This window comes from Streptomyces pseudovenezuelae, from assembly GCF_029892565.1.
GTDB classification, from domain to species: domain Bacteria; phylum Actinomycetota; class Actinomycetes; order Streptomycetales; family Streptomycetaceae; genus Streptomyces; species Streptomyces pseudovenezuelae_A.
In genome coordinates, this window is record NZ_JARXVH010000001.1 from 14,506 (window position 1) to 37,295 (window position 22,790).

A 22,790-nucleotide genomic window follows, 5' to 3' on the forward strand; every position below is an offset into this window, starting at 1 on the left:
TGCCGAGAGGGTGGGTCAGGAGTTGTCGAGCGGCAGGCCGGGCGGGTTGACCTCGGACTTGGCGACGGCCTCGTTGGAGAGGTTCCAGGCGGCCAGCCACTTGGCGTACTGCCCGTTCTCGATCAGGTAGTTGATGGCGGCGGCGAGCGGCTTGGCGAGGCCGCTGTCCTTCTTCGCGGTGGCCGCGATGAGGCCCTGGAGGGAGGACCCTGCGCCGGAGTACGTGCCGGCGTCGCGGACCGCCTTGGCCGTGCCCTTGGTCTGGGTGACCTGGTAGGAGACCGAGGGGTTCGGGGCGAGGTAGGCGTCGATCTTGCCTGCGGCCAGCGCGAGGTAGGTGCTGTTGTTGTCCTGGAAGTACTTGATGGTGAGCTTCTTGCCCTCGGCGGCGAGCTTCTTCTTCCACTCCAGGAGGATCCGCTCCTGGTTGGTGCCCGCGCCCACGGCGACGGTCTTGCCGGCGAGGTTCTCGTAGTTCCCGTCGAAGTTCCACTTGCTGCTCGCCGACGCCGCGAAGCCGAGGTTGTCCTCCCGGTAGGAGGCGAACTCGTACTTCTGCTTGCGCTCCTCGGTGTCGGTCACGTTGGAGAAGGCGACCTGGACCTTGCCGCTGTCCAGGCCGATGAAGAGGTTCTCCCAAGTGGAGTTCTTCAGCTCGGGCTTGAGACCGAGGACGGCGGCGACCAGCCGGCCGATGTCGGTCTCCGAACCGGTGAGGGTCTTCTGGTCCGAGCCGACGTAGCCGAGCGGCGGGGAGCCGGCGGGCAGGAAGCCGACGCCGATCTCCAACTTGCCGCTCTTGGCTATGTCCTTGGGCAACTCGGCGCTGATCGACTTCACTTCGGAGACCTTGAGCGTGGTCTCCTTGGCGGCGCCGAGGGACAGGGCACCCACGGTGACCGAGCCGGCGGCGGCGCTGTCCGTCGTGGTGGCCGCGTCGCTGTCGCCTCCGCAGGCGGCGAGCCCGCCGGCGAGGGCGGCGACGACGGTGCCTGCGGTGAGGCCGCGAGTGAGTCTGCTGCGAAGGCTGAGGGGAGACATGGCTGTTCCTAGGTTCGGTGTTCGGGACTGAGGAGAATGGCGGGAGGTGACGGAAGACGACGGGGTGACTCAGAGGACCTTGCTGAGGAAGTCGCGGGTCCGTTCGTGCTGTGGCTTGTCGAGGACCTCGTGGGGCGGGCCCTGTTCGACGATCTTTCCGGCGTCGATGAAGACGACCCGGTCGGCGACCTCGCGGGCGAAACCGATCTCGTGGGTCACGATGACGAGGGTGGTGCCGCTGGTCGCCAAGTCCTTGATGACGGCGAGGACTTCGCCGACGAGTTCGGGGTCGAGGGCGGAGGTCGGCTCGTCGAAGAGGATGACGCCGGGGCGCAGGGCGAGGGCGCGGGCGATGGCGACGCGCTGCTGCTGGCCGCCGGACAGCTGCCGCGGATACGCGCCGGTCTTCTCGCCGAGACCGACGCGGTCGAGCAACTCGCGGGCCAGTTCCAGGGCTTCGGGCTTGGCGAGCCGGCCGGTGGCGACCGGGGCCGCGGCCACGTTGTCGAGGACGGTCAGGTGCGGGAACAGGTTGAAGTTCTGGAAGACGAAGCCGATCCGACTGCGCTGGGCGAGGATGGCCCGCTCACTCAGCTCCTTCAGCCTCCCCCGGCCTTCGGCCGGGGGGACCCCCACCTCGCTGCGCTCTCCCCGCCGCTTCACGCCGATCAGTTCGCCGTTGACGCTGACGTAGCCGATCTCCGGCTTCTCCAGGTGGTTGATGACCCGCAGCAGCGTGGACTTGCCGGAGCCGGACGGGCCGAGGATGACGGTCACTTCACCGGGCCGCACGGTCAGGTCGACGCCGTCCAGCACCCGGTTCGCGCCGTACCACTTGTGCACGTCGTGCACTTCTACGGCGGCGGGCGTGATGTCCGTCGACGGTTCGAGGGTCTTGGCACTCATACGGCGGCCTCCCGGCGGATGCGGGCCCGCAGATCGGTCAGGCCGGTACGGAGTCTCTGGATCGGGGTCGGCGGCAGGGAGCGCGTGGCACCCCGGGCGTAGTACCGCTCGACGTAGAACTGGATGACGGACACCACGCTGGTCAGGATCAGGTACCAGACGGTGACGACCAGCAGCAGCGGCACGATGTCGCCGGGGTAGGTGGAGCCCATCGTCTGCGCGGAGCCGAACAGGTCGAGCAGGGAGACGTAGAAGACCAGTGAGGTGCTCTTGATCAGGCCGATCAGCTGGTTGACGTAGTTCGGGGTGATGGAGCGCAGTGCCTGCGGGAAGACGATCCGGCGGAACTGGTAGCTCTTCGGCAGGCCGAGCGCGGAGGCCGCCTCGTGCTGGCCCTGGTCGACGGAGAGGATGCCGCCGCGGACCACTTCGGCCGCGTACGCCGCCTCGTTGAGGCTGAGGCCGACGACGGCGACGACCATGTCGGTGGCCAGTTTCGACTCGTCGAAGGAGAAGAAGGCCGGTCCGAAGGGGACGCCGACGCTCAACGTCCGGTACAGGGCGCTGAAGTTGTAGAGGAAGAGCAGCACCACGATCAGCGGTATCGAGCGCAGGGCCCAGACGTAGGTCCAGCTCACCGCGCGCAGCACCGGGGACTTCGAGAGTCTGGCCAGGGCGAGCAGGATGCCGCCGATGAGGCCCAACACCGCGCTGTAGGCGGCCACTTCGAGGGTGATGAGCAGCCCGTCGAGGATGGTCGGCCGCAGGAACCAGTACCCGAAGCGGTCCCACTGGTAGAACGGGTTGGTCGCCAGGCCGTGCACGAACTGGACCGCGAGGACCAGCACGACCGCGGTGGCGATCCAGCGCCATGGCCGTCTCAGAGGCTGAACTCGCTGTGCGGTGAGGGGTTTTGACGGTTCGTCGGCAGGCGGTGCCTCGGCGAGGGACACGGCGGCGCCAGGGGGTTCACTCATGGTGGGCTCCGGCAGGTTCGGACACCCCGGACCGCGGCGAAGGACACGCGACGGCGAGCGTCACGCACGGCGCACGGGACCGGGGGCGAGGAGGGGAACGGCACACCGGCATGGGCGGGTGTGCGTCACAGGTGCGCGGACTGCGGGGGTTCGTCAGCCCCGACAGCGGGCGCGGCCCGGTGCGGTACACAGTGCGCTGCTGACCCGGAGCAGATCGACGGCGCGGTCGGCGACGAACAGGTTCGCGTACGACAGTACGCAGCCCTGCGGGCGGCATGCGGCCGTCCTGGGAGCTGCGTACATGGCGTCACCTGTCACTGTTCCGGCCCTGGGGCCCTCGCGCTTACCGAACGTCATCCGGTCCGGTCGTCACCTGGGGCACCCCACCGCGGTGCGAGGGTTGCCGGTCAGCAAGCCAGGGCTTGTCGCTGACACTCATGACCGTTCTGGGCGGTATTTAAGACACTTGCCCGAACGAATGTCAACGCCGGTCCACGAACTGGAACGGCGGTGGAGCGGTGGTGGAGCTGCCGTGGCCCGGCTATCGGGCCGCGTGGGCCGCCCAGTCGAGGATCTGCACGGCCGCGCCGGCCGCCTCCAGACCCCGGCAGCGGGCGTGATGACGGCGGGCGATGCCGTCCAGGTCGAGGTGGGTGCCGAAGGCCGGGTGGGCGGCCAGGCGACGGGCGTACGCCCACAGGGTGGGGTGGTCGGCGATGCGCTGGACCGCGCAGGCGTCGAGGTGGTCGCGGTGCACGGTGTCGAGTTGGACCAGCGTGACCCACAACTCGACGTCGGCGGCGGTGATCTGATCCCGGATCATGTACTCGCGGCCGACGAGCCACCGCTCCAGCGCGCCCAGCGCCGCCAGCAGCGTCTCGAGCGCCGCGTCGCGCTCCGCCTGCTCGCCGCCGGACTGTCCGGCGCGCTGGGCGGCTCCCTCGATGTCCTGCGCGCACATCCGCTCGACGGCGTCGATCTCCGACTCCGCGCCGCACGGGTACAGCGAGAGCCGGTCGGCGCCGAAGCGGCGGGCGAGATCGCGCATGATGTCCGGGGCGTGGGTGCTGACGATCCGCCCGGACCAGTCGTCGCTGAGCACCGGTCCGACGGCCGGACCGGAGTAACGGTGCGCGCTCGCCTCGTACAGCGGGCGCAGCGCGGAGTGGCCGCCCTGCGGGGAGTCGGGGACGGCGGGCAGGAAGGTCGCCGGACAGACCTTGTCCAGGCCGAGCAGGCTGTGGGTGACGGCGATACGCAGACCGTCGGGACACGCGGTGGACAGATGGAGGCGGTAGCGACGCGGAACGGCGTAGTGGCCGCTGCGCGGATCGCCGCCGATGCGGCCCCGGAAGGCGGGCGTGGACGGAGCGGAGATGTGGGCGGCCAGCGGTGTTACGGACATGACTCTCCCCGGGAGCGGGCGCGGACGTACGCGCGGCGGAAGCGACGTCGGACGGGAAGGGGCCGGGCTCAGCCGTGCGGGGCGGACGGACGACGCCGGTGGCGTCCGTCCGCGGGACGACGCCTGGGCGTCGCGGGCACGGGAGGGGGCGCGGCTCAGCCGAGGCGGCTGATCGCGCTGCAGACGCGCAGCAGATCGATGTGGCGGCGGGAGGTCAGGAGAGGCGAGCGGCGCACGCGTACGGTGACCGGTCCAAGGCGCCTCATGTCATTCCCTACCTGTTCACTAGGATTCCCTTCTGGAGTGTCGATCCCCCTGGCTGCGGCGTCAAGAGGGCGTCCACCGACCGGTCGGTGTCGCGTTCAGTTCACGTCGGCCCGGGCGACGCCGTCGTCCAGGGCGTCGGCACCGTCGTCCGTCGGGCTGTCGGTGAGGAAGCCGCCGGACTGGTGGCGCCACAGCTTCGCGTAGGCGCCCTGGGAGGCGAGCAGTTCCTCGTGCGTGCCCTGCTCGACGATCCGCCCGCGGTCCAGGACGACGAGCCGGTCCATGCCGGCGACCGTGCTCAGCCGATGGGCGACCACGAGCGCCGTCCGCTCCTCCATGAGCCGCCACAGCGCCTCCTGGACGAGGAGTTCGCTCTCCGAGTCCAGAGCGCTGGTCGCCTCGTCCAGCAGCAGGATCGGCGCGTCGCGCAGGATCGCCCTGGCCAGCGCGACCCGCTGGCGCTGGCCGCCGGACAGCTTGATGCCGCGCTCGCCGACCATGGTCTCGAAGCCCTCGGGCAGCGCGTCGGCGAACTCCGTCACGTGCGCCGCCTCGGCCGCGCGGCGGATCTCGGCGTCGGTGGCGTCAGGGCGGGCGAAGGCGATGTTGTCCCGCAGGGTGCGGTGGAACATGGCCGGGTCCTGGGGCACGTAGGCGATCAGACCGCGCAGGTCGGCCTGGCGCAGCCGGCTGATGTCCTGGCCGCCGATCAGGATCCGGCCGCCGTCCAGGTCCGTCATCCGCAGCAGCAGCCGGGTGAGCGTGGTCTTGCCGCCACCGGACCGGCCGACGAGGCCGATCTTCGCCCCGCCGGGCACGGCCAGGTCGAGCTCCTGGAAGAGCGGGGCGCCCGGGCCGTGGGCGAAGGTGATCCGCTCGAAGCGGACCGACGCGGCCCGCGCCGGCAGCGGGTCCGGCGACGCCGGGTCGAGCACAGTCGGGGGCGACCGCAGCAGCTCGGTGAACTGCGCGGCCTCCGTCATCGAGCTCTCCAGCCGACGGTAGATCTGGTTGAACTCGAACATGATCCGGGTGGCGTTGGTGTAGTACGTGAACGCGACCACGACCGCCTCCACGCCGTGCCCGCCACGACTCAGCGTCACCGCGAGCAGCAGCCCGAGCGCGTTGGTCGCTACGGACAGCGGCGCGACCAGCGTGTCGATGCGCAGATTGCCGTAGTCCCAGGAGAGCAGCGTCAGCCGCCGGGACACGGCGACCCGGGAGCGGTGCTCGGCGGCCTCGCGCTCCTCGGCGGCGAACGCCCGCACCGTGTCCATGTTCATCAGGCTGTCGGCGACATGCCCCGACACCCGCGCGATCGCCGCCTCACGCTGGTCCACCAGCGCCTGGCGGCGCCGGATGAGCGGCGCCACGCACAACGCCGTCACGGTGATCATCGTCAACAGGCCGACGACCAGCAGGGGTTCGTAGCGCCACAGCACGACGGACCCGAACAGCAGCGGAATCAGGCTGCCCATGATGTTGAACGTCAGCGTGTCGACGAACTCCTCGAACCGCGAGGCGAAACTGAGGACCCGCTTGGTCAGCGAGCCGGCGAAGTTGTCGTGGAAGAACGACGCGTCCTTGGCGAACAGTTCGTCCAGACCGATCACATAGAGGTGCTCGATCCCGAGGGCGTCCAGGCGGTTGAGGCAGTGCAGTCCGATCCGCCAGAGCGTCTCCGCGAGCAGCAGGACGACGGTGAAGGCGAGGACGTACGGCAGTGTCGCGCGCAGGCCGATGCCGTCGTCGTCGGCGATGCGCCCGACGAGCTTGGCGACGATCAGCGGCGCGATGTAGGCGATGCCGACGTTCCCCAGCGCGGGCAGCAGCATGGCGGGCAGCGTCAGCCGCCGCAGCCGCGCCAACTCCCGTCCGTAGTACCGAAGTGCGAGCAGAACCGAGCCCCGGCCCGGTACTCCGTCGTGCGATGCAGGCGATCCCATTGCCACCCTGTCGTCTTGTCGCCGAGTGCGGCCAGACTTGGCAGTGTCCTGCGCCCGGTACGACCCGGTCCACGCGTTTTTTCCGGCCGCCGACGGGTGTGGGACGGCGTGGCGCGTACGCGGCTCAGGAGGTGTCAGTAGTGATCCGTACGCTGGAAAGGTGACCGAGACCGAGCCGATGCGCCTGCCCGACATGCCGTTGCACGACCCGTTCGTGGTCGCCGACGACCTGACCCGCACCTACCACCTCTACACGTCCAACGACCCGTCCGTGTCGGGCGTGGACGGCACCGGCACGATGGTCTACCGCAGCCACGACCTGCGCGACTGGACACGCCCGGCCGTCGTCTTCCGCACCGAGGACCAGCAGGGCATCTGGGCCACCGACGGCGCCTGGGCCCCGGAGGTGCACCAACGGGACGGCAGGTACTACCTGTTCACCACACTCCACAACACGGACAGACCGCTCCCGGTCCCGCCGCCCGGCCGGTGGGGCACACCGTTCCGGCTCCCGAACCACATGCGGGGCACGATCACGGCCGTCTCCGACTCCCTGCTGGGCCCCTTCACCGTCGTGGACCCGTCCGGCCCCACCCCGCCCGGCCACCTCATGACCCTGGACGGCACGCTGTACGTCGACCCGTCCGGACAGCCCTGGATGGTGTACGCGCACGAGTGGCTGCAGACGATCGACGGCACCATGGAGGCGATCCGGCTGGCCCCGGACCTCACCCGGACCGTCGGGGACCCGGTGCTCCTGTTCAAGGCCTCGGACGCCTCCTGGATCACCGAGCAGATCCCCGCCGGCGTCCCGCACCAGCTCGCGCCCTACGTCACCGACGGCCCCCAGCTCCACCGCACACCCGACGGTGCCCTGCTCATGCTGTGGTCGACGTACGAGAAGAACGTCGCCGCCGAGGACGGCACGATCAGCGGCGGCTACGTGCAGACGTACGCCGTCTCGGAGTCCGGCGACCTCACCGGACCATGGCGACAACGGCGACCACTGGTCCGGCAGGACAGCGGTCACGGCATGCTGTTCCACACCTTCGAGGGGCAGTTGATGATGATCCTGCACCGCCCCTTCGAGAACGCACGGGGCAAGCTGTACGAGATGGAGTTGGACGGCCCGGACCTGCGCGTGCTGCGCCAACGCACCGACCTCGACGGCGAGTTGGTTCCACGCTGATCGCCTACCGCTTGGCGGGTGCGGGGAAATCGATGGACCGGCTGACGTCGGCCCACTTCCCGGCTTCCGCGGTGCGCTCGGCACCTGCCTCCAGCGCGATTCCCAGCGCGTCCGAGCCGAGCAGCAGGCGCCGCGGCGGCTCTTCGGCGTCGACGATCTCCGTGAGGACCTGCGCCGCCCTGGCCGGGTCGCCGGGTTCGTTGCCGGTGTACTCGGCGAACCTGCGCGTCCACTGGCCGACGGTCTGCTCGTAGTCCTCGCCGACCGGAACGGGGGCGACGGCCGCGCCGGCCGCCCAGTTGGTACGCAGTCCGCCGGGCTCGACGATGATCACCTTGACGCCGAGGGGCGCCACCTCGTTGGCGAGCACCTCTGAGAACCCCTCAACCGCGAACTTCGCGGTCTGGTAGGCGCTCAGGCCGGGTGTGCCGCCCACCCGTCCGCCGATCGACGAGATCTGGACGATGTGCCCGGAGCGCTGCCTACGCATGAGGGGAAGTACCGCCTTGGTCACGTTGACCACGCCGAACAGGTTGATCTCCAGCTGTGCCCGGAACTCGGCGTCCGGGATGTCCTCGATCGCCGCGCTGGTGGCGTAACCGGCGTTGTTCACCACGACGTCCACCGTGCCGAAGCGCTCGGTGGCCGCCACCACCACCGCGCGGGCGTCGCCGGGATCGTTCACGTCGAGCGCCACGGCGAACAGCCGGTCGCCGTACTCTAGGGCGAGGTCGTCGAGGCGTTCCGGTCGGCGCGAGGTCGCCACCACGCGGTCCCCGCGGTTCAGGGCGGCCACCACCAGTTCGCGTCCCAGTCCGGCGGACGCACCGGTGATGAGCCAGGTCTTGGTCTCGGCAGTCATCGTCGTCTTCCTTCTTCTCTCTTCACGGATGTCGAAGTGCCCCTACGCGGGACCGCCGTCAGGCCGGGACCGTGATCGTCTTGTGCTCGACGTACTCGGTCAGGCCGACGGCTCCGTACTCGCGCCCGGTGCCGCTCGTCTTGTAGCCGCCGAACGGGCCGTCGAAGCCGATGGGCGCGCTGTTGACGGTGAAGGTGCCGGTCCGGATCCGGCGGGCGATCTCCAGCCCGTGCTCCACGTCCGCCGTCCAGACGCCGCCGCTGAGGCCGTAGTCGGAGTCATTGGCGATGCGTACGGCGTCGTCCTCGTCGTCGAAGGGGATCACCACCAGGACGGGGCCGAAGATCTCCTCGCGCGCGATCCGCATGCTGTTGTCGACGTCGGCGAACAGGGTCGGCTTGACGTAGTTGCCCTGTTCGAGGCCGGCCGGTGACTCGGGTCCCCCGGTGACCAGGCGGGCGCCCTCCTCGATGGCGAGCCGGATGTAGGACCGCACGCGCTCCTGCTGTTCGGCGCGGACCAGCGGGCCGATGAAGGTGTCCTCCTCGGTCGGATCGCCGACCTTCAGTCCGTCGAGCAGTTCCTTGAGGGCGGTCACCACGTCCTCGTACCGGCTGCGCGGCGCCAGCACCCGGGTCTGCGCGATGCATGCCTCGCCGTTGTTCATCAGCGAGGAGAACCGCAACGCGGGCACGGCCTCGGTCAGGTCCGCGTCGGGCAGGATGATCGCCGCGGACTTGCCGCCCAACTCCAGGCTGACGTGCTTGAGTTGGCGTCCCGCGACGGCCGCGATGGAACGGCCCGCGCCGGTCGAGCCGGTGAAGGCCACCTTGTCGACGCCGGGATGCGCGACCAGGTACTCGCTGGTCTCCCGATCGGCCGGGAGGATGCTTACCACGCCCTCGGGAAGCCCCAGTTCGTCGAAGAGGTCGGCCAGCAGCATCATGCTGAGGGAGTTCTCGGGCGAGGCCTTCAGGACGACGGTGTTGCCCGCGAGCAGCGCCGGGATCATCTTCGCCAGCGCCGCCGAGAACGGTGAGTTCCACGGGATGACGGCGGCCACGACTCCGATGGCCTCGCGGCGTACGACGCTGCGGAAGCCGGCGTCGGGGACGGAGGGTTCGAGCGTCTCCTCCCAGCCGATCTCGCGGGCGGCCTTGAGGTAACCGAGCGCCTGCCGCGTCAGTCCGCCCTGGCCCGCCCTGTTGAACCACAGCGGATTGCCGCGCTCACCGGTGATCAGCCTCGCGATCTCCTCGCCCCGCGCCTCGCGCAGCTTGTTGAGGCGCACGATCAGGTCCTGGCGCTGTTCCGGGGTCGTCTGCCGCCAGGGCCCCTCGTCGAAGGCCGCCCGCGCCGCCGTGACCGCGCGGTCGACGTCGGCCGGCAGTGCCTGCACGGACTGCCCGACGAGTGACTGGTCGTGAGGGGAACGGATGTCGAGCGGGGTGGTGTCGCTCGGGTCGGTCCAGAGCCCGCCTATGTAGAGCTTGTCGCGCACGATCATGGTGCTGTCTTCTTTCTGGTCCTGTCGTGTATGTGGGGGGCTGCAGCCGATCAGGGCTGGTCAGGTCGAGCTCTGCGGTGCCGACCCTGTGCCGTCCGAAACCTCCGGCAGCACCAGCGATGACCCATGTCCTCCTCGCGCTCCCATGATAAACGCTACGTCGATGTGACAGTTAACGCAACAAGCGCGATGCTAATGTGTCGCTACAGGAAGCGCGTGACAGACCACCGCCTTCCTCCACAGCCGCCCCGGACAATGCATCCGGGGCATCCCGGAACAACGGAAGGTGCTCGCCGTCATGAGAGCCGACGCGGCCCGCAACCTGGACGCCGTCCTGCTGACGGGGGCACGGTTGCTCGCGCGGGACCCGGCGACGACCATGGCCGCGATCGCCGCGGAGGCCGGAGTCGACCGGCGCACGGTCTACCGCCGGTTCGCGAGCAGGGAGGCGCTGCTGTCCGCCGTCTACGCGGCGAAGCTCGACGCCTCCGAGGTGGTCCTGGACGCAGCCCGCCTGACGGAGGCACCGGTCGCGGTCGCGCTGCACGGATACGTCGAGTCGATCATCCCGGTCAGCCGGCGCTGGCCGTTGGACATCCGGCGGATGATGAAGGAAGACCCCGAGGCCGAAGAGCGGGCCAAGGAGCAGCGCGGGCGGCTGGAGGCGTTTCTCCGACGGGCGGCCGACGAGGGGCTGCTCCGACAGGACCTGCCCCCGGGGTGGGCGATGGCGCTGCTGGGCAGCATGGTCGACTCCATGGCCCATGTGTTCGTCGACATCGAACCAGGCCCGGCCGCCGACCTCGTGGTGACCTCACTCCTTCACGGCGTCGGATAGGACCGCCGGAGTCCCTGCCGGCCCGAACTCAGTCGACGTCCGCGCTGGATGCCGTACGGGCGATGGTTCCGGCGACGAAGGTGGCCAGCGCGTACTCCGCGGTGGCGGGGAAGTCGAGGCGGAGCACGGCCAGGGCGGGGTCGGCCTCGAAGGCGGCGAGCATGCTGGACGACGGCCGGCTGTACGGCCACATCGCGCCCACCAGCACGAAGATCCCGCCACAGAGCAGGAACGCCTCGTCGCCCACTTCCGGCAGATGACGGCGGACCAGTTCCGACGTGGCGGTGATGTTGTCGAGGGTCGCGCGCTTGTAGCGGGCGGCGACCGCCACGGAGACGTTGTGCTCCAGGACCCCGGCCTGGGCGCTGAGCAGATCGCACAGGACGGCGCGCTTCGCCAGGGAGCCGGCGACGACGGCGGCGAGCTGGTCGCCACGCTCCCGGGCGGACGCGTCGGGTCGTACGGCGGTGTCCAGATGCCCGGGCAGTTCGTCGAGCCACTCCTTCACGGCCCGGTCCAGCAGCTCCAGCAGGATCGCCTCGCGGGATTCGAAGTAGCGCAGCACGTTGGACTTGGCCAGCCCCACGCGACGACTCAGCTCGTTGAGACTGACCTCCGCGACCGGCATCTCGACGAGCATCGCGGCGGCGGTGTCGAGGATCGCCCGGCGCCGGATCTCTCGCTGCTCCGCACTTCGCGCGCGCTGGAAAGTCATGTCCGACATGTTACAGACTGGCAGTCTCTTGACATCAGACCAGCGGTCCCTTACGTTCGAAAAACAATAGACCGAAGGTCTCTAATGACCTTGGTGGGCACCCGCGGTCGCGGCCCGGCCCACATCCTGGAGGAATCGTGAACGACAAGTGGACCGCCGAGGACGTGCCCGACCAGCAGGGCCGGGTCGCCGTGGTCACCGGCGCCAACACCGGGATCGGTTTCGAGGCCGCCAAGGTCCTCGCCGCGCGCGGTGCCTCGGTGGTGCTGGCGGTACGCGACACGGACAAGGGCAAGCGGGCCGCCAACCGCATCACCGCCGCCACTCCGGGCGCGGATGTCACGGTCCAGCACCTCGACCTCACCTCGCTCGACTCCGTCCGCGCCGCGGCGGGCGAGCTGCGGACGAGGCTCCCCAGGATCGACCTGCTGATCAACAACGCCGGGGTGATGTATACGCCCAAGGGCACCACCCGTGACGGGTTCGAGCTGCAGCTGGGCACCAACCATCTGGGCCACTTCGCGCTCACCGGGCTGCTGTTGGACCGGATGCTGACGGTCGAGGGTTCCCGAGTGGTGACCGTCAGCAGCATGGCCCACCGCATCCAGGCCTCGATCGACCTGGACGACCTGCAGTGGGAGCGACGGCCCTACAGCCGGGTGGGCGCCTACGGCCAGTCGAAGCTGGCGAACCTGGAGTTCACGTACCAACTCCAGCGCCGAATGGCGGGCAAGGCCTCGACCATCGCCGTCGCCGCCCACCCGGGCATCGCGTCCACGGAGCTGATCCGCAACTCGGCGTTCGTCGTACGCACGCTCATCAAGGCGTTCAATCCCCTGATCTCGCAACCCGCGGACCGCGGCGCGCTGCCCACGCTCCGCGCGGCGACCGACCCCGGCGTGCGAGGCGGCGAGTACTACGGCCCGCGCGGGTTCCAGGAGCTCAAGGGCTACCCGGTGCGGGTGCGGTCCAGCGAGCAGTCCCACGACCCGACCATGCAGCGCCGCCTGTGGACGGCGTCGGAGGAACTGACCGGAGTGACCTTCCCGATCTGACCGCCTGCCGCGCCACGTCCCACCGCTTCAACAGTGTTGCGGTGAGCGGCAGTTGTACCCCCTGGAGACGCCGGCGCCGAGGTCGGCGACCTGTGCCTTCCGGTTTCGTGCTGTTCTGTCATCACACACGGTCGTGGATGGAGGCAACAGGTGCGGCCGGTCCGTGGTGACGCGCCCCCACCGCGACGGCGGCCAACAGCGCCAGCACAACGGCGGTGAACCACGTCGTCGCGTCCCCCAGGCTCATGAAGAGGCTGGCGACGCCGAGTCCGACGGGCAGCAGGGCCAGTCCGAGGTAGGACGCGAGGAACAGACCGGCGAGGGCCTCACCGCGCTGGGCCGGGGCAGCCGTGGCGGCCACATGCCCGACGGCCGACTTGAACAGCACCCCGGCACCCGCTCCGGCGAGGATGCCGGCCAGCAGGAACACGGGCAGGCCCGCGAGGTGTACGCCGACCGCGAGTACGGCCATCCCCGCGGCCTGGGCGAGCAGACCGACGTACCAACGCGTCCGTTCGCCGAGCCCGCCGGTACCCGTCTGGGCCGCCGCCGCGGCACCGAACACGGCGAACACGACCAGTCCCGCCAGCGCGTGGGACGGGTGGTGCAGGGTGCCTGCGACAAAGCCGGGCGCCACCGAGGTGAACAGGCCGAACACGGCCATGGACGTGAATCCGGCCGCCGCGGCGGCGAGATATCCGCGGTCACCGCGCGCCACGCCGACCCGCTGCGGACGGTACGCGGGCCGGACGTCCGGCTTCCGGACCGTCTCGGGGGTCAGAGCGACGGCGACCACGCCGATCAGCAGCAGTACGACGAAGATGACGTACGGAAGCCGCAGCGGCGCCCTCAAATACTCGGCGAGCACGCCCGCCGCGAGGGGCCCCACACCGAGGCCACCGATGTTGGCCGCGGTCGACACGATCTCGAACCTTCGAGTCGAGGCGCCCGGCCGGTGCGCGGCGTGCAGTTCATGCAGATAGGCCGTTGCGGTCGCCGTCAACATGCCCACGCCGAGACCGGTGATCAGCCGGGCGACGATCAGCACCGGCAGCGACGCGGTGGACAGGAACAGGACGGCGGCGATCAGTTCCAGCGCCAGCGCCGAGGTCATGACCTTCTTGCGCCCCAGCCAGTCCGACACATGCCCGGCGAGCAACAGGCTCGTCAGCACACCGACGGCGTAGACGGCGAAGACGACGGTCACCGTGAACGTCGAGAACCCGTCGCGGGCCTGGTAGAGGGGATACAGCGGCGTGGGGACGGTGGAGAACGCCATCGCCGTCACGAACACCGCGGCGACCGTCCAGAACCCGGCCCCGTACCGGCGGACGGTACGCGGCGGCTCGGCAACCGGGGCCTTCCGGGCGGGCGCGCGGTCCGTGTGCGATCCCTTGGCCGACGTCGACAACATGGCAGGACTCCGATCCCTCGACGTTGGATTCCGTCGGCGGCTGACCGGCCGGGGTCGAACCGACCGGTCCTGGTTCACCGCTTGTTGTTGCCAACATGCGGGCGGAGTCGTTGTTTCCCGTTCGGCGGAGATGGTTGGAGATGGCGGTTATCCGGATGAGAGATGAACGAAAGAGTCCGGCGGAGCATGGCCCCACCGCACCGGGTCCTCACCGCGACCTACGGGAACACCCTCACCTCGACTGCCGCATGATCCAGTCCCGGATGCCCGGGATGGAGTAGGCGGTGCGCCAAGTACCCATGTGCGCGCTGGTGGAGGAGCCGGCCGGGACGGTCGTGCCGGTCTGGAAGGAGGCGTAGTTGACCGGGGCCTTCTGCGCCTTCAAGTGGCGGACGTCGGCGGCGAACTGCGCGTCCGTGGACTGGCCGTCCCAGACGCCGGTGGCGACCTCGGTGCCCTGGTCCTTGATGACCTGGGTGATGGCGTTCTCGCCGGGGAAGGCCTTGTCGTCGTCCTGGGAGACGACGATCCAGAGCTTCTTGTCGGCGAGCGGTGCGGCCACGTCGGAGGGCCACTGGCCGGCGACGATGTACGCGGCCGCGAACAGGTCCGGGTACTTGATGTTCAGGCCCAGCGACATCATCGCGCCCATCGACTGGCCGGTCGTGTAGCGCCGGTTCTCGTCGATGGCGTACTTCTCCGTCACCGCCTCGACGAGGTTGGCGGTGGCGTCGAACAGCGACGAGGGCACGTAGGTGTCGTCGACGACCACCGAGCCGTACTCGGGGGCGAGGACGAAGCACTCGTGCCTGGCCTGGTCCTCCGGGCCGGCCCAGCACACGGCGCCCAGCCCCTGGACCAGCGGTCCCTCGGTGGCGACGTTGACGACGCCCGCGTCGTGCATGAACAGCACGAGGGGGTAGCGCTTGCGGCGGTCGTGGCCCTTCGGGATGAAGAGGTTGTACCTGAGGGTCTGGCCGGTGGCGGGGTCGTCGAAGGTGAACTGCTCGAAGTCGTCGACGATCAGGTTCACCACGGCGTTCGTCGTCAGCGTGGCGTCGGTGGCCGGGTAGCGGGCGCCGCGGCTGGTGGTGACGGTGCCCTTCTGGACGAGTGAGGCCTTCGCCGCCACGATCGTCCCGCCCGGCGTGCTGTCGCCGACCTTCGGCCCGCCGCCGCCCGCGCCACCGCCGGAGCCGCTGGAACTGCTCGGGCTGGGGCTCGGGTTGGCACTGGTGCTGGGCGTGCCCGTCGGGGTGCCGGAGCCGCCCTGCTGCGTCACCCACAGCGCCGCCGCCGTGTCGTCGGGAGACAGTTCGACGATGACGTAGCGACCGTCCCGGCCCCGCGCGGCGAGGTCGGCCGCCGTGTTCGCGTAGACCTTGGTGACCGTCCTGTCGGTGACGGTGAACGTCGACGTCGACAAAGAGGAGTTGTCGATGCCGCGGTCGTACTCGACGGCCACGGCTATGAGCTTCTGGCCGTCGCCGAACACCTTCGTGATCGCGGTGACGCCGCGGACGTGCTCGGCCGTGGAAGCCTCTTCGTCCGGTGCGGCCACCGCGCTGAAGGTCCCCGCGCCCACAACGGCCGCGGATCCGGCCGCCACGGATCCGGCGATGAACGTACGTCGTTCCACCAAAACACTCTCCTTGTTTCGAGGTCTCGAATCGACCGGCGATGGCGGCAACGTTAGGGACACCGGCTTTCAGAAATCTGTGGGAAATTTCGCCATGGTGCGCCGGATCAGTTCTTTTTCACAGGTTACGCAGAGGTTTCCTGGTCATGCGCTGTCGTCAGAATGCGCAAGCTCAGATTTCGCAAGGCGTGCTATGTGCCCGGCATCGGCCCTTGCATCATCGGGTGTCTTCCGGATGCCGAACGTGAAGGAGAGTTGTGCATTCCATGCCTGAGAACGCGGAGAACGGTGAAAAGCAGAACGAGCCGCTGCGTCGCCGCTCGTTTCTGAACGGTTCGCTCGCCGCGGCGGTGGCGGCCACGTCCCTGACGGGCGGTACGGCGACCGCGCGGGCGGCCGACCGGGAAACCGGCCACGGCAGCGACACCTCGGCGGTGTTGAAGGCGGGCGCCGGCCGGGCCGCGATCGCGTTTCCGGCCTCGCTCCTCCCCCTCGACGGGTTCACCACCGTCCACGACGACCTGCACGTGCGCGTCCTGCTGCTGGAGAGCGGATCCCGTCGCGTCGCGCTCGCCGTGCTGGACCTGACGTCGATCAGCACGGAGGCGATCGCCGCCATGCGGACGATCATCTCCGCGGCGGCCGGCGTGGCCGCGGCCGACATCGTCGTGACCGTCACGCACACCTTCTCCGCGCCGCACGTGCAGGCCGCGAGCAGCGGCAGCGGGGCGGCGCGGTACGTGGAGCAGATCAAGCAGGCGACCTCGACCGCGGTCGCGACGGCGGTCGCGGGACTCAGGCCCGCGCGGGTCGGATTCGGCACCGGCACGTGCGACGTGAACGTCAACCGGGACGTCCGTACCGCCGACGGCTGGTGGCTGGGCACCGGCGAGAGCGGCCCGTCCGACAAGAGCGTGGGCGTGACGCGCCTGGACGACACCAGCGGCAAGCCGATCGCCGTCCTCGTCAACTACAGCGTCCAGTCCTCGGTGATGATGGAGTCGGTCATGGCGAGCGGCGACCTGCCCATCACGGCCGACCTCGCGGGCGCGGCGGCGGGGCACGTGGAGGAGCAGTACGGCGACGACGTCGTCGGGTTCTTCCTGGTCGGCTCGTGCGGCGACCAGTCACCGGCGTTCCGCTCCAAGCGCTACACCATCGACAAGGACCGCAACTGGACCCAGGTCGACGCCCGGGACGCGGGCTGGATCCTGCTCACGGTGCAGGGAGAGCGGCTCGGCACGGAGGTGGTCCGCGTCAGCGAGACCATCAAGGCCTCCGCCGGCGGTGCCACGTCCCCACTGCGCCTGCTGACCGATTCCGTCACGGTCGACACGGTCCCCGGCGGACACCCCACCGCACCGACGAAGACCTACGACTTCACTCCGACCGGCACGGCCGCCGTACCGATCTGGATCCTCCGCCTCGGCGAGGGCGTCCTCGTCGGAGTCTCCCCGGAACTGTCCACCGACACCGCCCTGGCCATCAAGAAGCATTCACCCTTCAAACACACCGCCGTCATGTCGATGCTGGAGGGCGGCGCCAAGAACATGACCGAATCCCGAAGTTATGCCCGCATCACGTACGAGGCAATGGACTCGTCGTACGCGAAGGGTTCGGCGGAGACGGTCGCGGAAAAAATTGGCGAGATCCTGCATTCTCTCTAGCCATTCGCCGACCACACCCCGCACAAAGGCCCGCACAAGGCCCCACGCGAAAGAGCCTCACGCAAAAGGGCCCCCACAGGCTCTCGCCCGTGAAGACCCTTCACACCGTCGGGACGACAGGATTTGAACCTGCGACCCCTTGACCCCCAGTCAAGTGCGCTACCAAGCTGCGCCACGTCCCGGTGCGGCTCACCCGTCGAAACGTGTGATCACGCAGGTAAACCCTACCGCATGCACACGGCCACCCCGCACGGTCACGGATCGGTCACCGCAACACGGAACGTCTCCTGCCGCGTGGTGCCCAGCACTACCGTCCCCTCACACGAAATACGCAGGGGGGACGAAAATGACCAATCCGTACAACACTTCGCCCAACATGCCGCCCAATATCCCACCCACCACTCCGGCCGGCATACCGTCGGCCGGTCCGGCCCCGCGGTGGGCGAGAAAGCGCTACGTGATCCCGGCGATCGGATTCGCCTTCCTGGTGGGCCTGTTGGCCGGTGGGGGCGACGACGGGAAGGAGCCGGCGTCGGCGTCCGCCGCGCCTCGGGCCACCGCCACGGTCACCGCGACCGCCACCGCGACCGCGACGGCCACCGAGACGGCGGATCCCGAACCGGCCGCCACGGTCACCGTCCGGGCGACGAGGACCGTGAAGACGACGGTCACGGCGCAGCCCGCCGAAGTCGCCGGTGGGAGCGACGATTCCGCCGGGCAGGACGTGTACTACGCCAACTGCACCGCGGCCCGCGCGGCCGGTGCCGCCCCCGTCCGGGTCGGTGACCCCGGCTACGGGCGACACCTCGATCGGGACGGGGACGGCGTGGGCTGCGAGTAGGGCGTAGTCGACTGGGGCGTGTTCAGCCTCGCGGGCCGGAGGCCATCGGCTCCGGGTTCGATTCCGCCGTCTTCGACAGGTCCTTCGACAGGTCGGTGGCGGCGCGGAGCGAACCCGAGAGCCCCCTGGTCCGCGTCGGCACCAGAAGCGCCGCCAGCGCGGCCGCCAGGCACAGCGCCGCCAGCAGGGCGAAGCCGTGGGTGTAGCCGGATTCGTACGGCAGGCCCGAGGGCTGGAGGTGGCCGGTGACCAGGACGCTGGTCAGCGCGGCGCCGATGGAGCCGCCGATGGTGCGGATGTTGGCGTTCATGCCGGTGGCCGCGCCGGTCTGGGAGGCGGGGACGCTGCCGACGATGAGGTTGGCCATCGAGGCGAAGGCCAGTCCGATGCCGAGGCCGAACACGCCGGAGACCAGGGCGACTTGCCACTGCACGTCGTGCCACAGGGCGAGCATGCCCAGGGCGACCGCGCCGAACGCGGCACCGGTGGTGAGGAGCGACTTGGCGCCCACCGCCGGTTCCAGCCGACCGCTGAGAATGCCGGAGACGAACATCGCCACCAGCATCGGGAGCATGAGGAGCCCGGAGGCCGTGACACTCGCGCCGAAGCCGTATCCGGCGGACGACGGGGTCTGCACGAAGCCCGGCAGGAAGGACCAGAGGGCGTACATGCCCGCGCCGAACAGGAGCGCGGCGGCGTTGGTGGTCCACACGGCGGGCAGCCGCATCACGCGCAGGTCGATGAGCGGGGTCCGGGAACGGGCCTCGGCCAGCAGCCACAGCGCGAACAGGACGACGGCCGCGGCGAACAGGCCGATCACGCGGACCGATCCCCAGCCCCACACGCTCGCCTGACTGAGCGGCAGCAACAGGGCGACCAGCCAAGCCGAGAGCAGCCCGGCACCGAGCCAGTTCACCTTGCCCTCGGCCCTGTTGGGCGACTCGGGCACATAGCGCAGGGCGATGAGCGTGGTCACCGCGACGACGGCGACCGGGATCCAGAACAGCCAGCGGTAGTCGAGCGCGGACACGATGGGACCGGCCGCCACGATGCCGACGCCACCGCCCGCGGCGATGACGGCGGACAGGTTGCTGATGCTGCCGCTGACCCGGGAGGCGTCGAACTCGTCCCGGATGATGCCGAACGACAGCGGGAACAGGGCGCCGCCGATGCCCTGGACGACCCGGGCGACGATGAGCACGCCGATGTTCGGCGCGAGCGCGGCGAGCAGACAGCCGAGCGCCACGACGACCAGGACGGACACCAGCGTGCGCTTCTTGCCGATCAGGTCGCCGGCCCGGCCGAGTATGGGCGTGAAGATCGAGGCGGACAGCAGATACGCCGTCATCACCCAGGTCGCGGTGGACTGCGAGGTGTGCAGCGCGTGCTGGACGGTCGGCAGGGCCGGCGCGATCAGCGACTGCAGCATGGCGAACACGCCGGCACCGGTCGCGAGCACCGCGAAGGTGAGACGGGTGGACTTGCGGGGCATGAAAGGCCTCTCCGAACCGAGGGGAGATGGAGAAAGGGAGAGAGATGGAGATACGGGGGTGTGTCGCGTCGGCAGGGCGTGCGGCCGCACGCATCCACACCGAGCCCACCCACACTGGTAAAGTGGAGGTACCCCTCCACTGTAACGGAGGCACACCTCCGGTTCAACCCGCCCCATCCCGGGAGGCACCCGTGACCGCTCAGCCGTCGCCCGCGAGCGAGGCCCTGTCGTTCCCCGTCAGCGAGATCGTCGCGTCCCAGCGGCCCCACCGTAAGGACGCGGCCCGCAACTACGACGCACTGCTGGTCGCGGCACGCGAGGCGTTCGCGGAGAACGGCGCGGAGGCCTCCCTTGAGGACATTGCCCGCCGTGCGGGCGTCGGCATCGGCACCCTGTACCGGAACTTCCCGACCCGCCGCCATCTCTTCGAGAGCGTGTACGCGGACGAGGTCAACGACCTGGTACGGGTCGCCCGGCAGGTCGCCTACCAGGAGCCCTGGGAGGCCCTGACCTCCTGGCTCGCCCGGTTCGCCGACTACATGGTCACCAAGCGGGCGATCCGGGAGGCTCTCGACGGAGAGTCGGAGATCCTCAACGCCTGCCGCGATTCGATGTTCGCCGCGGGCGGTCCGCTCTTCGAGCGTGCACAGGAGGCGGGCGTGGCGCGCAAGGACATGGACTTCGGCGATCTGATCCGCATGGTCGCGGGCGTCACCGGGACGACCTTCATGGACGACGCCCAGCGCGACCGGGTCCTGGCCATCGCCCTGGACGGCGTCCGCGTGATCCACTGAGATCTGGCGTTTCTTTGCCTGACTCAAGTAAGTTTACTTGTCCCAGGGTGCGGCCTCCCCTCACCGTCCGCCCCGGTTCGAGTGAACGGAGCCCGCATGTCCCTCCTGGCCAGGCCGGCGGTGGCCGCGTTCGTCGCCAAGGCGATGCAGCGCGCGACCCTGCTCGCCGAACGTCGTGCCGGCGGACGCGGTTCCGCTGCCGCGTCGCACGCGCGGTTTCCCGAATACCCGCGTGCGGTCAGCGAGTTGACGATCCCCACGTCGGTCGCCCCGGCGCGGGCCGTGGTCTACCTGCCGACGACTGAGGGTGCCGCTCCCCCGCCGGTGCACGTCAACTTCCACGGCGGCGGATACGTGATGTCCGTGACGGAGATCGACGATCCGCTGTGCCGGTTCCTCGCCGCCGAGGCGGGGGTGGTCGTGATCAACGTCGACTACGCCGTCGCCCCGCAGCATCCGTTCCCGGCTCCGCCGCGGCAGGCGTACGAGGTCGTCCGCTGGGTCGCCGAGCACGGAGCGGAGCACGGGTGGGACGGGGAGCGGCTCACCGTGGGTGGGCAGAGCGCGGGAGGTGGGCTCGCGGCGGCCGTGGCGCGGCAGGCGTTGGAGGAGGGCGGGCCGTCGATCGCGCTGCAGGTGCTGCACTATCCGCCGCTGGATCTGGCGACCGACGCACGGTCGAAGCGGGCGGGTGTCGCCAAGCCGGTGTTGCGGCCCTGGATGGCGGACGTCTTCGACACGGCGTACATCCCTGACGTGGAGCTGCGTCGGGATCGGTTGGCGTCGCCCGCGCATCCGTCGGACACGGCGAGCCTGAAGGGGATTGCTCCGGCGGTGGTCATCACCGCGGAGTTCGATCTGCTGAAGGCCGAGGCTGTGGCGTATGCCGATCGGTTGCGGGTGGCGGGGGCGTTGGTGGAGTACCGGGATGTGAGTGGGGTCGATCACGGATATGACGGTCAGGATGACCAAAAGGCCCGTGCGGTCTATGAGTTGATTGCTCGTCAGGTGCGGCGGGCTGCCGAGGGCGCCTGAGAGATCGGGGCGGTCCGTTGTCGGGCGGCTGCGGGTGGTTGGGGGCTGGTCGCGCAGTTCCCCGCGCCCCTAGAAGAAAAAGACAAAGACATGGGGCGCTAAGGGGAGCTGCGACAAGAGGTGTCAGTCGAGCGTCTTCGGCAGGGGCACGTCCAGCTTTTCCGCCTGTTCCGTCAGGTCCCGCCAGACCTTTGGGGGCACCGGGATGCCCGACTCACCGCGCCTCGCGGCTATGGCCGCGCTGCGTTCGCCCGGGTAGTGGACGGCGTCGAAGCCGTCGGCCGACGGGAGGTCCTTGAGCGTGGCCAGGGTCGTGTCGACGTTCGCCGTGAAGGCGTCGGCGTCGCCGAAGGCGGCCGGGTCGACCGCGATGAGCAGGGCGTTCTGGCGGTGTTTGCGGCCGGCCGGGTCGTCCGAGTGGAAGGACGCGAAGATCGGCGCCCCCACCAGGACGCTGGTCAGCAGCTCGAAGGCCAGTGACATGCCGGAGCCCTTGACGCCGCCCAACGGCAGTGGCATGACCGCCAGTTCGGGGTCGGTGGTGGGGGTGCCGTCCGCGGTGGCGGCCGCGCCCTCGGGCAGCGGGGTGCCGCTCGCCTTGGCCTGGCGGATCTTGCCGAGGGCGATGGTCGCGGTGGCCATGTCCAGGAGCAGCGGGGCGTGGTCGCGGGCCGGTACCGCGATGGCGAGCGGGCTGGTGGCGACCGCGGCGCCCTTGACGCCGGTGTAGCCCATGTTGGGCATGCCGGCCACGAAACCGATGCCGACCAGGCCCTGTTCGGCGATCTTCGAGACGTAGTAGCCGATGGCGCCGGTGTGGACGGTGCGGCGGACGCCGACGGAGGCGATGCCGGTCTCGCGGGCGCGTCGGACGGCCTCGTCGGCGGCGGCGCTGAGGGCCACCGGGCCGGGGGCGCGGTCGGCGTCGAGGACGGCGGCGGCCGGGGTGGTCGACTCGACGGTGATCTCGGCGTCGGCGTTGGCGACGCCCTTGGCGAGCAGCTCCAGGTAGGCGGGGACGCGGGCGATGCCGTGGGAGTCGACCCCGCGCAGTGCGGCCCAGACGAACACGTCGGCGGTGGTGCGGGCGTGGTCGGGGCTGAGGCCGCCCTTCTCCAGGAGGGCCGCGGAGAAGGTGCGCAGGTCGTCGGCGGGGACCAGGACCTTCGTCGGTGTGGTGGACATGGTGACGGGTGCCTC

General features: G+C 69.9%; 21 protein-coding genes, 1 tRNA gene and 1 riboswitch. Of the genes, 7 read left to right on the forward strand and 15 right to left on the reverse strand.

What is annotated here, in order from left to right; genetic code table 11:
- Positions 1 to 15: 15 nt before the first annotated feature.
- The 7 genes from M2283_RS00075 to M2283_RS00100 form a co-directional block, all read right to left on the reverse strand.
- Complete coding sequence (locus M2283_RS00075; RefSeq protein WP_280873804.1) at positions 16 to 1,041, reverse strand: ABC transporter substrate-binding protein; 1,026 nt, start codon at positions 1,039 to 1,041, stop codon at positions 16 to 18.
- A 69-nt stretch (positions 1,042 to 1,110) separates the two neighbouring features.
- On the reverse strand, positions 1,111 to 1,947 hold the full coding sequence (locus tag M2283_RS00080; RefSeq protein ID WP_280873805.1) for an amino acid ABC transporter ATP-binding protein: 837 nt from the start codon (positions 1,945 to 1,947) through the stop codon (positions 1,111 to 1,113).
- A complete protein-coding gene (locus tag M2283_RS00085; protein WP_280873806.1) occupies positions 1,944 to 2,924 on the reverse strand; it encodes an amino acid ABC transporter permease in 981 nt (326 codons plus the stop codon). Before M2283_RS00085 ends, M2283_RS00080 begins: the two co-directional genes overlap by 4 nt.
- Before the next feature lie 153 nt (positions 2,925 to 3,077).
- Positions 3,078 to 3,227: a hypothetical protein gene (locus tag M2283_RS00090; RefSeq protein WP_280873807.1), complete on the reverse strand. Its 150-nt coding sequence runs from the start codon at positions 3,225 to 3,227 to the stop codon at positions 3,078 to 3,080.
- Positions 3,228 to 3,258: 31 nt separating this feature from the next.
- Positions 3,259 to 3,367: riboswitch (SAM riboswitch) on the reverse strand.
- Between the two features lie 98 nt (positions 3,368 to 3,465).
- The gene (locus M2283_RS00095; protein WP_280873808.1) at positions 3,466 to 4,329 is read right to left on the reverse strand and encodes a glutathione S-transferase C-terminal domain-containing protein; all 864 of its coding nucleotides are present in this window, start codon (positions 4,327 to 4,329) and stop codon (positions 3,466 to 3,468) included.
- Positions 4,330 to 4,484: 155 nt separating this feature from the next.
- A complete protein-coding gene (locus M2283_RS51590; protein WP_348538888.1) occupies positions 4,485 to 4,595 on the reverse strand; it encodes a putative leader peptide in 111 nt (36 codons plus the stop codon).
- A gap of 96 nt (positions 4,596 to 4,691) precedes the next feature.
- Complete coding sequence (locus M2283_RS00100; RefSeq protein ID WP_280873809.1) at positions 4,692 to 6,542, reverse strand: ABC transporter ATP-binding protein; 1,851 nt, start codon at positions 6,540 to 6,542, stop codon at positions 4,692 to 4,694.
- A 178-nt stretch (positions 6,543 to 6,720) separates the two neighbouring features.
- Here M2283_RS00100 and M2283_RS00105 point away from each other — a divergent pair, with 178 nt between their 5' ends.
- Positions 6,721 to 7,731 (forward strand): glycoside hydrolase family 43 protein, encoded by a 1,011-nt coding sequence (locus M2283_RS00105; RefSeq protein ID WP_280874663.1) that lies wholly within the window; start codon positions 6,721 to 6,723, stop codon positions 7,729 to 7,731.
- Positions 7,732 to 7,735: 4 nt separating this feature from the next.
- Here M2283_RS00105 and M2283_RS00110 read toward each other — a convergent pair whose 3' ends face one another.
- On the reverse strand, positions 7,736 to 8,593 hold the full coding sequence (locus M2283_RS00110; protein WP_280873810.1) for an oxidoreductase: 858 nt from the start codon (positions 8,591 to 8,593) through the stop codon (positions 7,736 to 7,738).
- Between the two features lie 58 nt (positions 8,594 to 8,651).
- On the reverse strand, positions 8,652 to 10,100 hold the full coding sequence (locus M2283_RS00115; protein WP_280873811.1) for an aldehyde dehydrogenase: 1,449 nt from the start codon (positions 10,098 to 10,100) through the stop codon (positions 8,652 to 8,654).
- A gap of 298 nt (positions 10,101 to 10,398) precedes the next feature.
- On the opposite strand from M2283_RS00115, the gene M2283_RS00120 reads away from it, so the two are divergent.
- Positions 10,399 to 10,938 (forward strand): TetR/AcrR family transcriptional regulator, encoded by a 540-nt coding sequence (locus M2283_RS00120; protein WP_280873812.1) that lies wholly within the window; start codon positions 10,399 to 10,401, stop codon positions 10,936 to 10,938.
- A gap of 28 nt (positions 10,939 to 10,966) precedes the next feature.
- On the opposite strand, the gene M2283_RS00125 is transcribed toward M2283_RS00120, so the two are convergent.
- Positions 10,967 to 11,653, reverse strand: a complete 687-nt coding sequence (locus tag M2283_RS00125) for a TetR/AcrR family transcriptional regulator (protein WP_280873813.1) — start codon at positions 11,651 to 11,653, stop codon at positions 10,967 to 10,969.
- 137 nt (positions 11,654 to 11,790) lie between these two features.
- Between M2283_RS00125 and M2283_RS00130 the strand changes: the two genes are divergently transcribed.
- The gene (locus tag M2283_RS00130) at positions 11,791 to 12,708 is read left to right on the forward strand and encodes an SDR family NAD(P)-dependent oxidoreductase (protein WP_280873814.1); all 918 of its coding nucleotides are present in this window, start codon (positions 11,791 to 11,793) and stop codon (positions 12,706 to 12,708) included.
- A gap of 121 nt (positions 12,709 to 12,829) precedes the next feature.
- Here the strand turns inward: M2283_RS00130 and M2283_RS00135 are convergent, their stop codons facing one another.
- Together M2283_RS00135 and M2283_RS00140 are read right to left on the reverse strand one after the other, a co-directional pair.
- A complete protein-coding gene (locus M2283_RS00135; protein ID WP_280873815.1) occupies positions 12,830 to 14,122 on the reverse strand; it encodes an MFS transporter in 1,293 nt (430 codons plus the stop codon).
- Positions 14,123 to 14,354: 232 nt separating this feature from the next.
- Positions 14,355 to 15,761 carry an alpha/beta hydrolase-fold protein gene (locus M2283_RS00140; protein ID WP_280873816.1) on the reverse strand — a complete coding sequence of 469 codons (1,407 nt, stop codon included), beginning with the start codon at positions 15,759 to 15,761 and terminating at the stop codon, positions 14,355 to 14,357.
- Between the two features lie 266 nt (positions 15,762 to 16,027).
- On the opposite strand from M2283_RS00140, the gene M2283_RS00145 reads away from it, so the two are divergent.
- Positions 16,028 to 17,428: a hypothetical protein gene (locus tag M2283_RS00145; protein ID WP_280873817.1), complete on the forward strand. Its 1,401-nt coding sequence runs from the start codon at positions 16,028 to 16,030 to the stop codon at positions 17,426 to 17,428.
- 108 nt (positions 17,429 to 17,536) lie between these two features.
- Here the strand turns inward: M2283_RS00145 and M2283_RS00150 are convergent.
- Positions 17,537 to 17,610 (reverse strand) — tRNA-Pro (locus tag M2283_RS00150).
- 164 nt (positions 17,611 to 17,774) lie between these two features.
- On the opposite strand from M2283_RS00150, the gene M2283_RS00155 reads away from it, so the two are divergent.
- Positions 17,775 to 18,269: an excalibur calcium-binding domain-containing protein gene (locus tag M2283_RS00155; protein ID WP_280873818.1), complete on the forward strand. Its 495-nt coding sequence runs from the start codon at positions 17,775 to 17,777 to the stop codon at positions 18,267 to 18,269.
- Positions 18,270 to 18,291: 22 nt separating this feature from the next.
- Here M2283_RS00155 and M2283_RS00160 read toward each other — a convergent pair whose 3' ends face one another.
- Positions 18,292 to 19,761, reverse strand: a complete 1,470-nt coding sequence (locus tag M2283_RS00160; protein ID WP_280873819.1) for an MFS transporter — start codon at positions 19,759 to 19,761, stop codon at positions 18,292 to 18,294.
- 191 nt (positions 19,762 to 19,952) lie between these two features.
- Between M2283_RS00160 and M2283_RS00165 the strand changes: the two genes are divergently transcribed.
- Positions 19,953 to 20,555: a TetR/AcrR family transcriptional regulator gene (locus tag M2283_RS00165; RefSeq protein ID WP_280873820.1), complete on the forward strand. Its 603-nt coding sequence runs from the start codon at positions 19,953 to 19,955 to the stop codon at positions 20,553 to 20,555.
- Positions 20,556 to 20,651: 96 nt separating this feature from the next.
- A complete protein-coding gene (locus tag M2283_RS00170) occupies positions 20,652 to 21,590 on the forward strand; it encodes an alpha/beta hydrolase (RefSeq protein WP_280873821.1) in 939 nt (312 codons plus the stop codon).
- Between the two features lie 123 nt (positions 21,591 to 21,713).
- On the opposite strand, the gene M2283_RS00175 is transcribed toward M2283_RS00170, so the two are convergent.
- Positions 21,714 to 22,775 carry an Ldh family oxidoreductase gene (locus M2283_RS00175; protein ID WP_280873822.1) on the reverse strand — a complete coding sequence of 354 codons (1,062 nt, stop codon included), beginning with the start codon at positions 22,773 to 22,775 and terminating at the stop codon, positions 21,714 to 21,716.
- Positions 22,776 to 22,790: the final 15 nt, after the last annotated feature.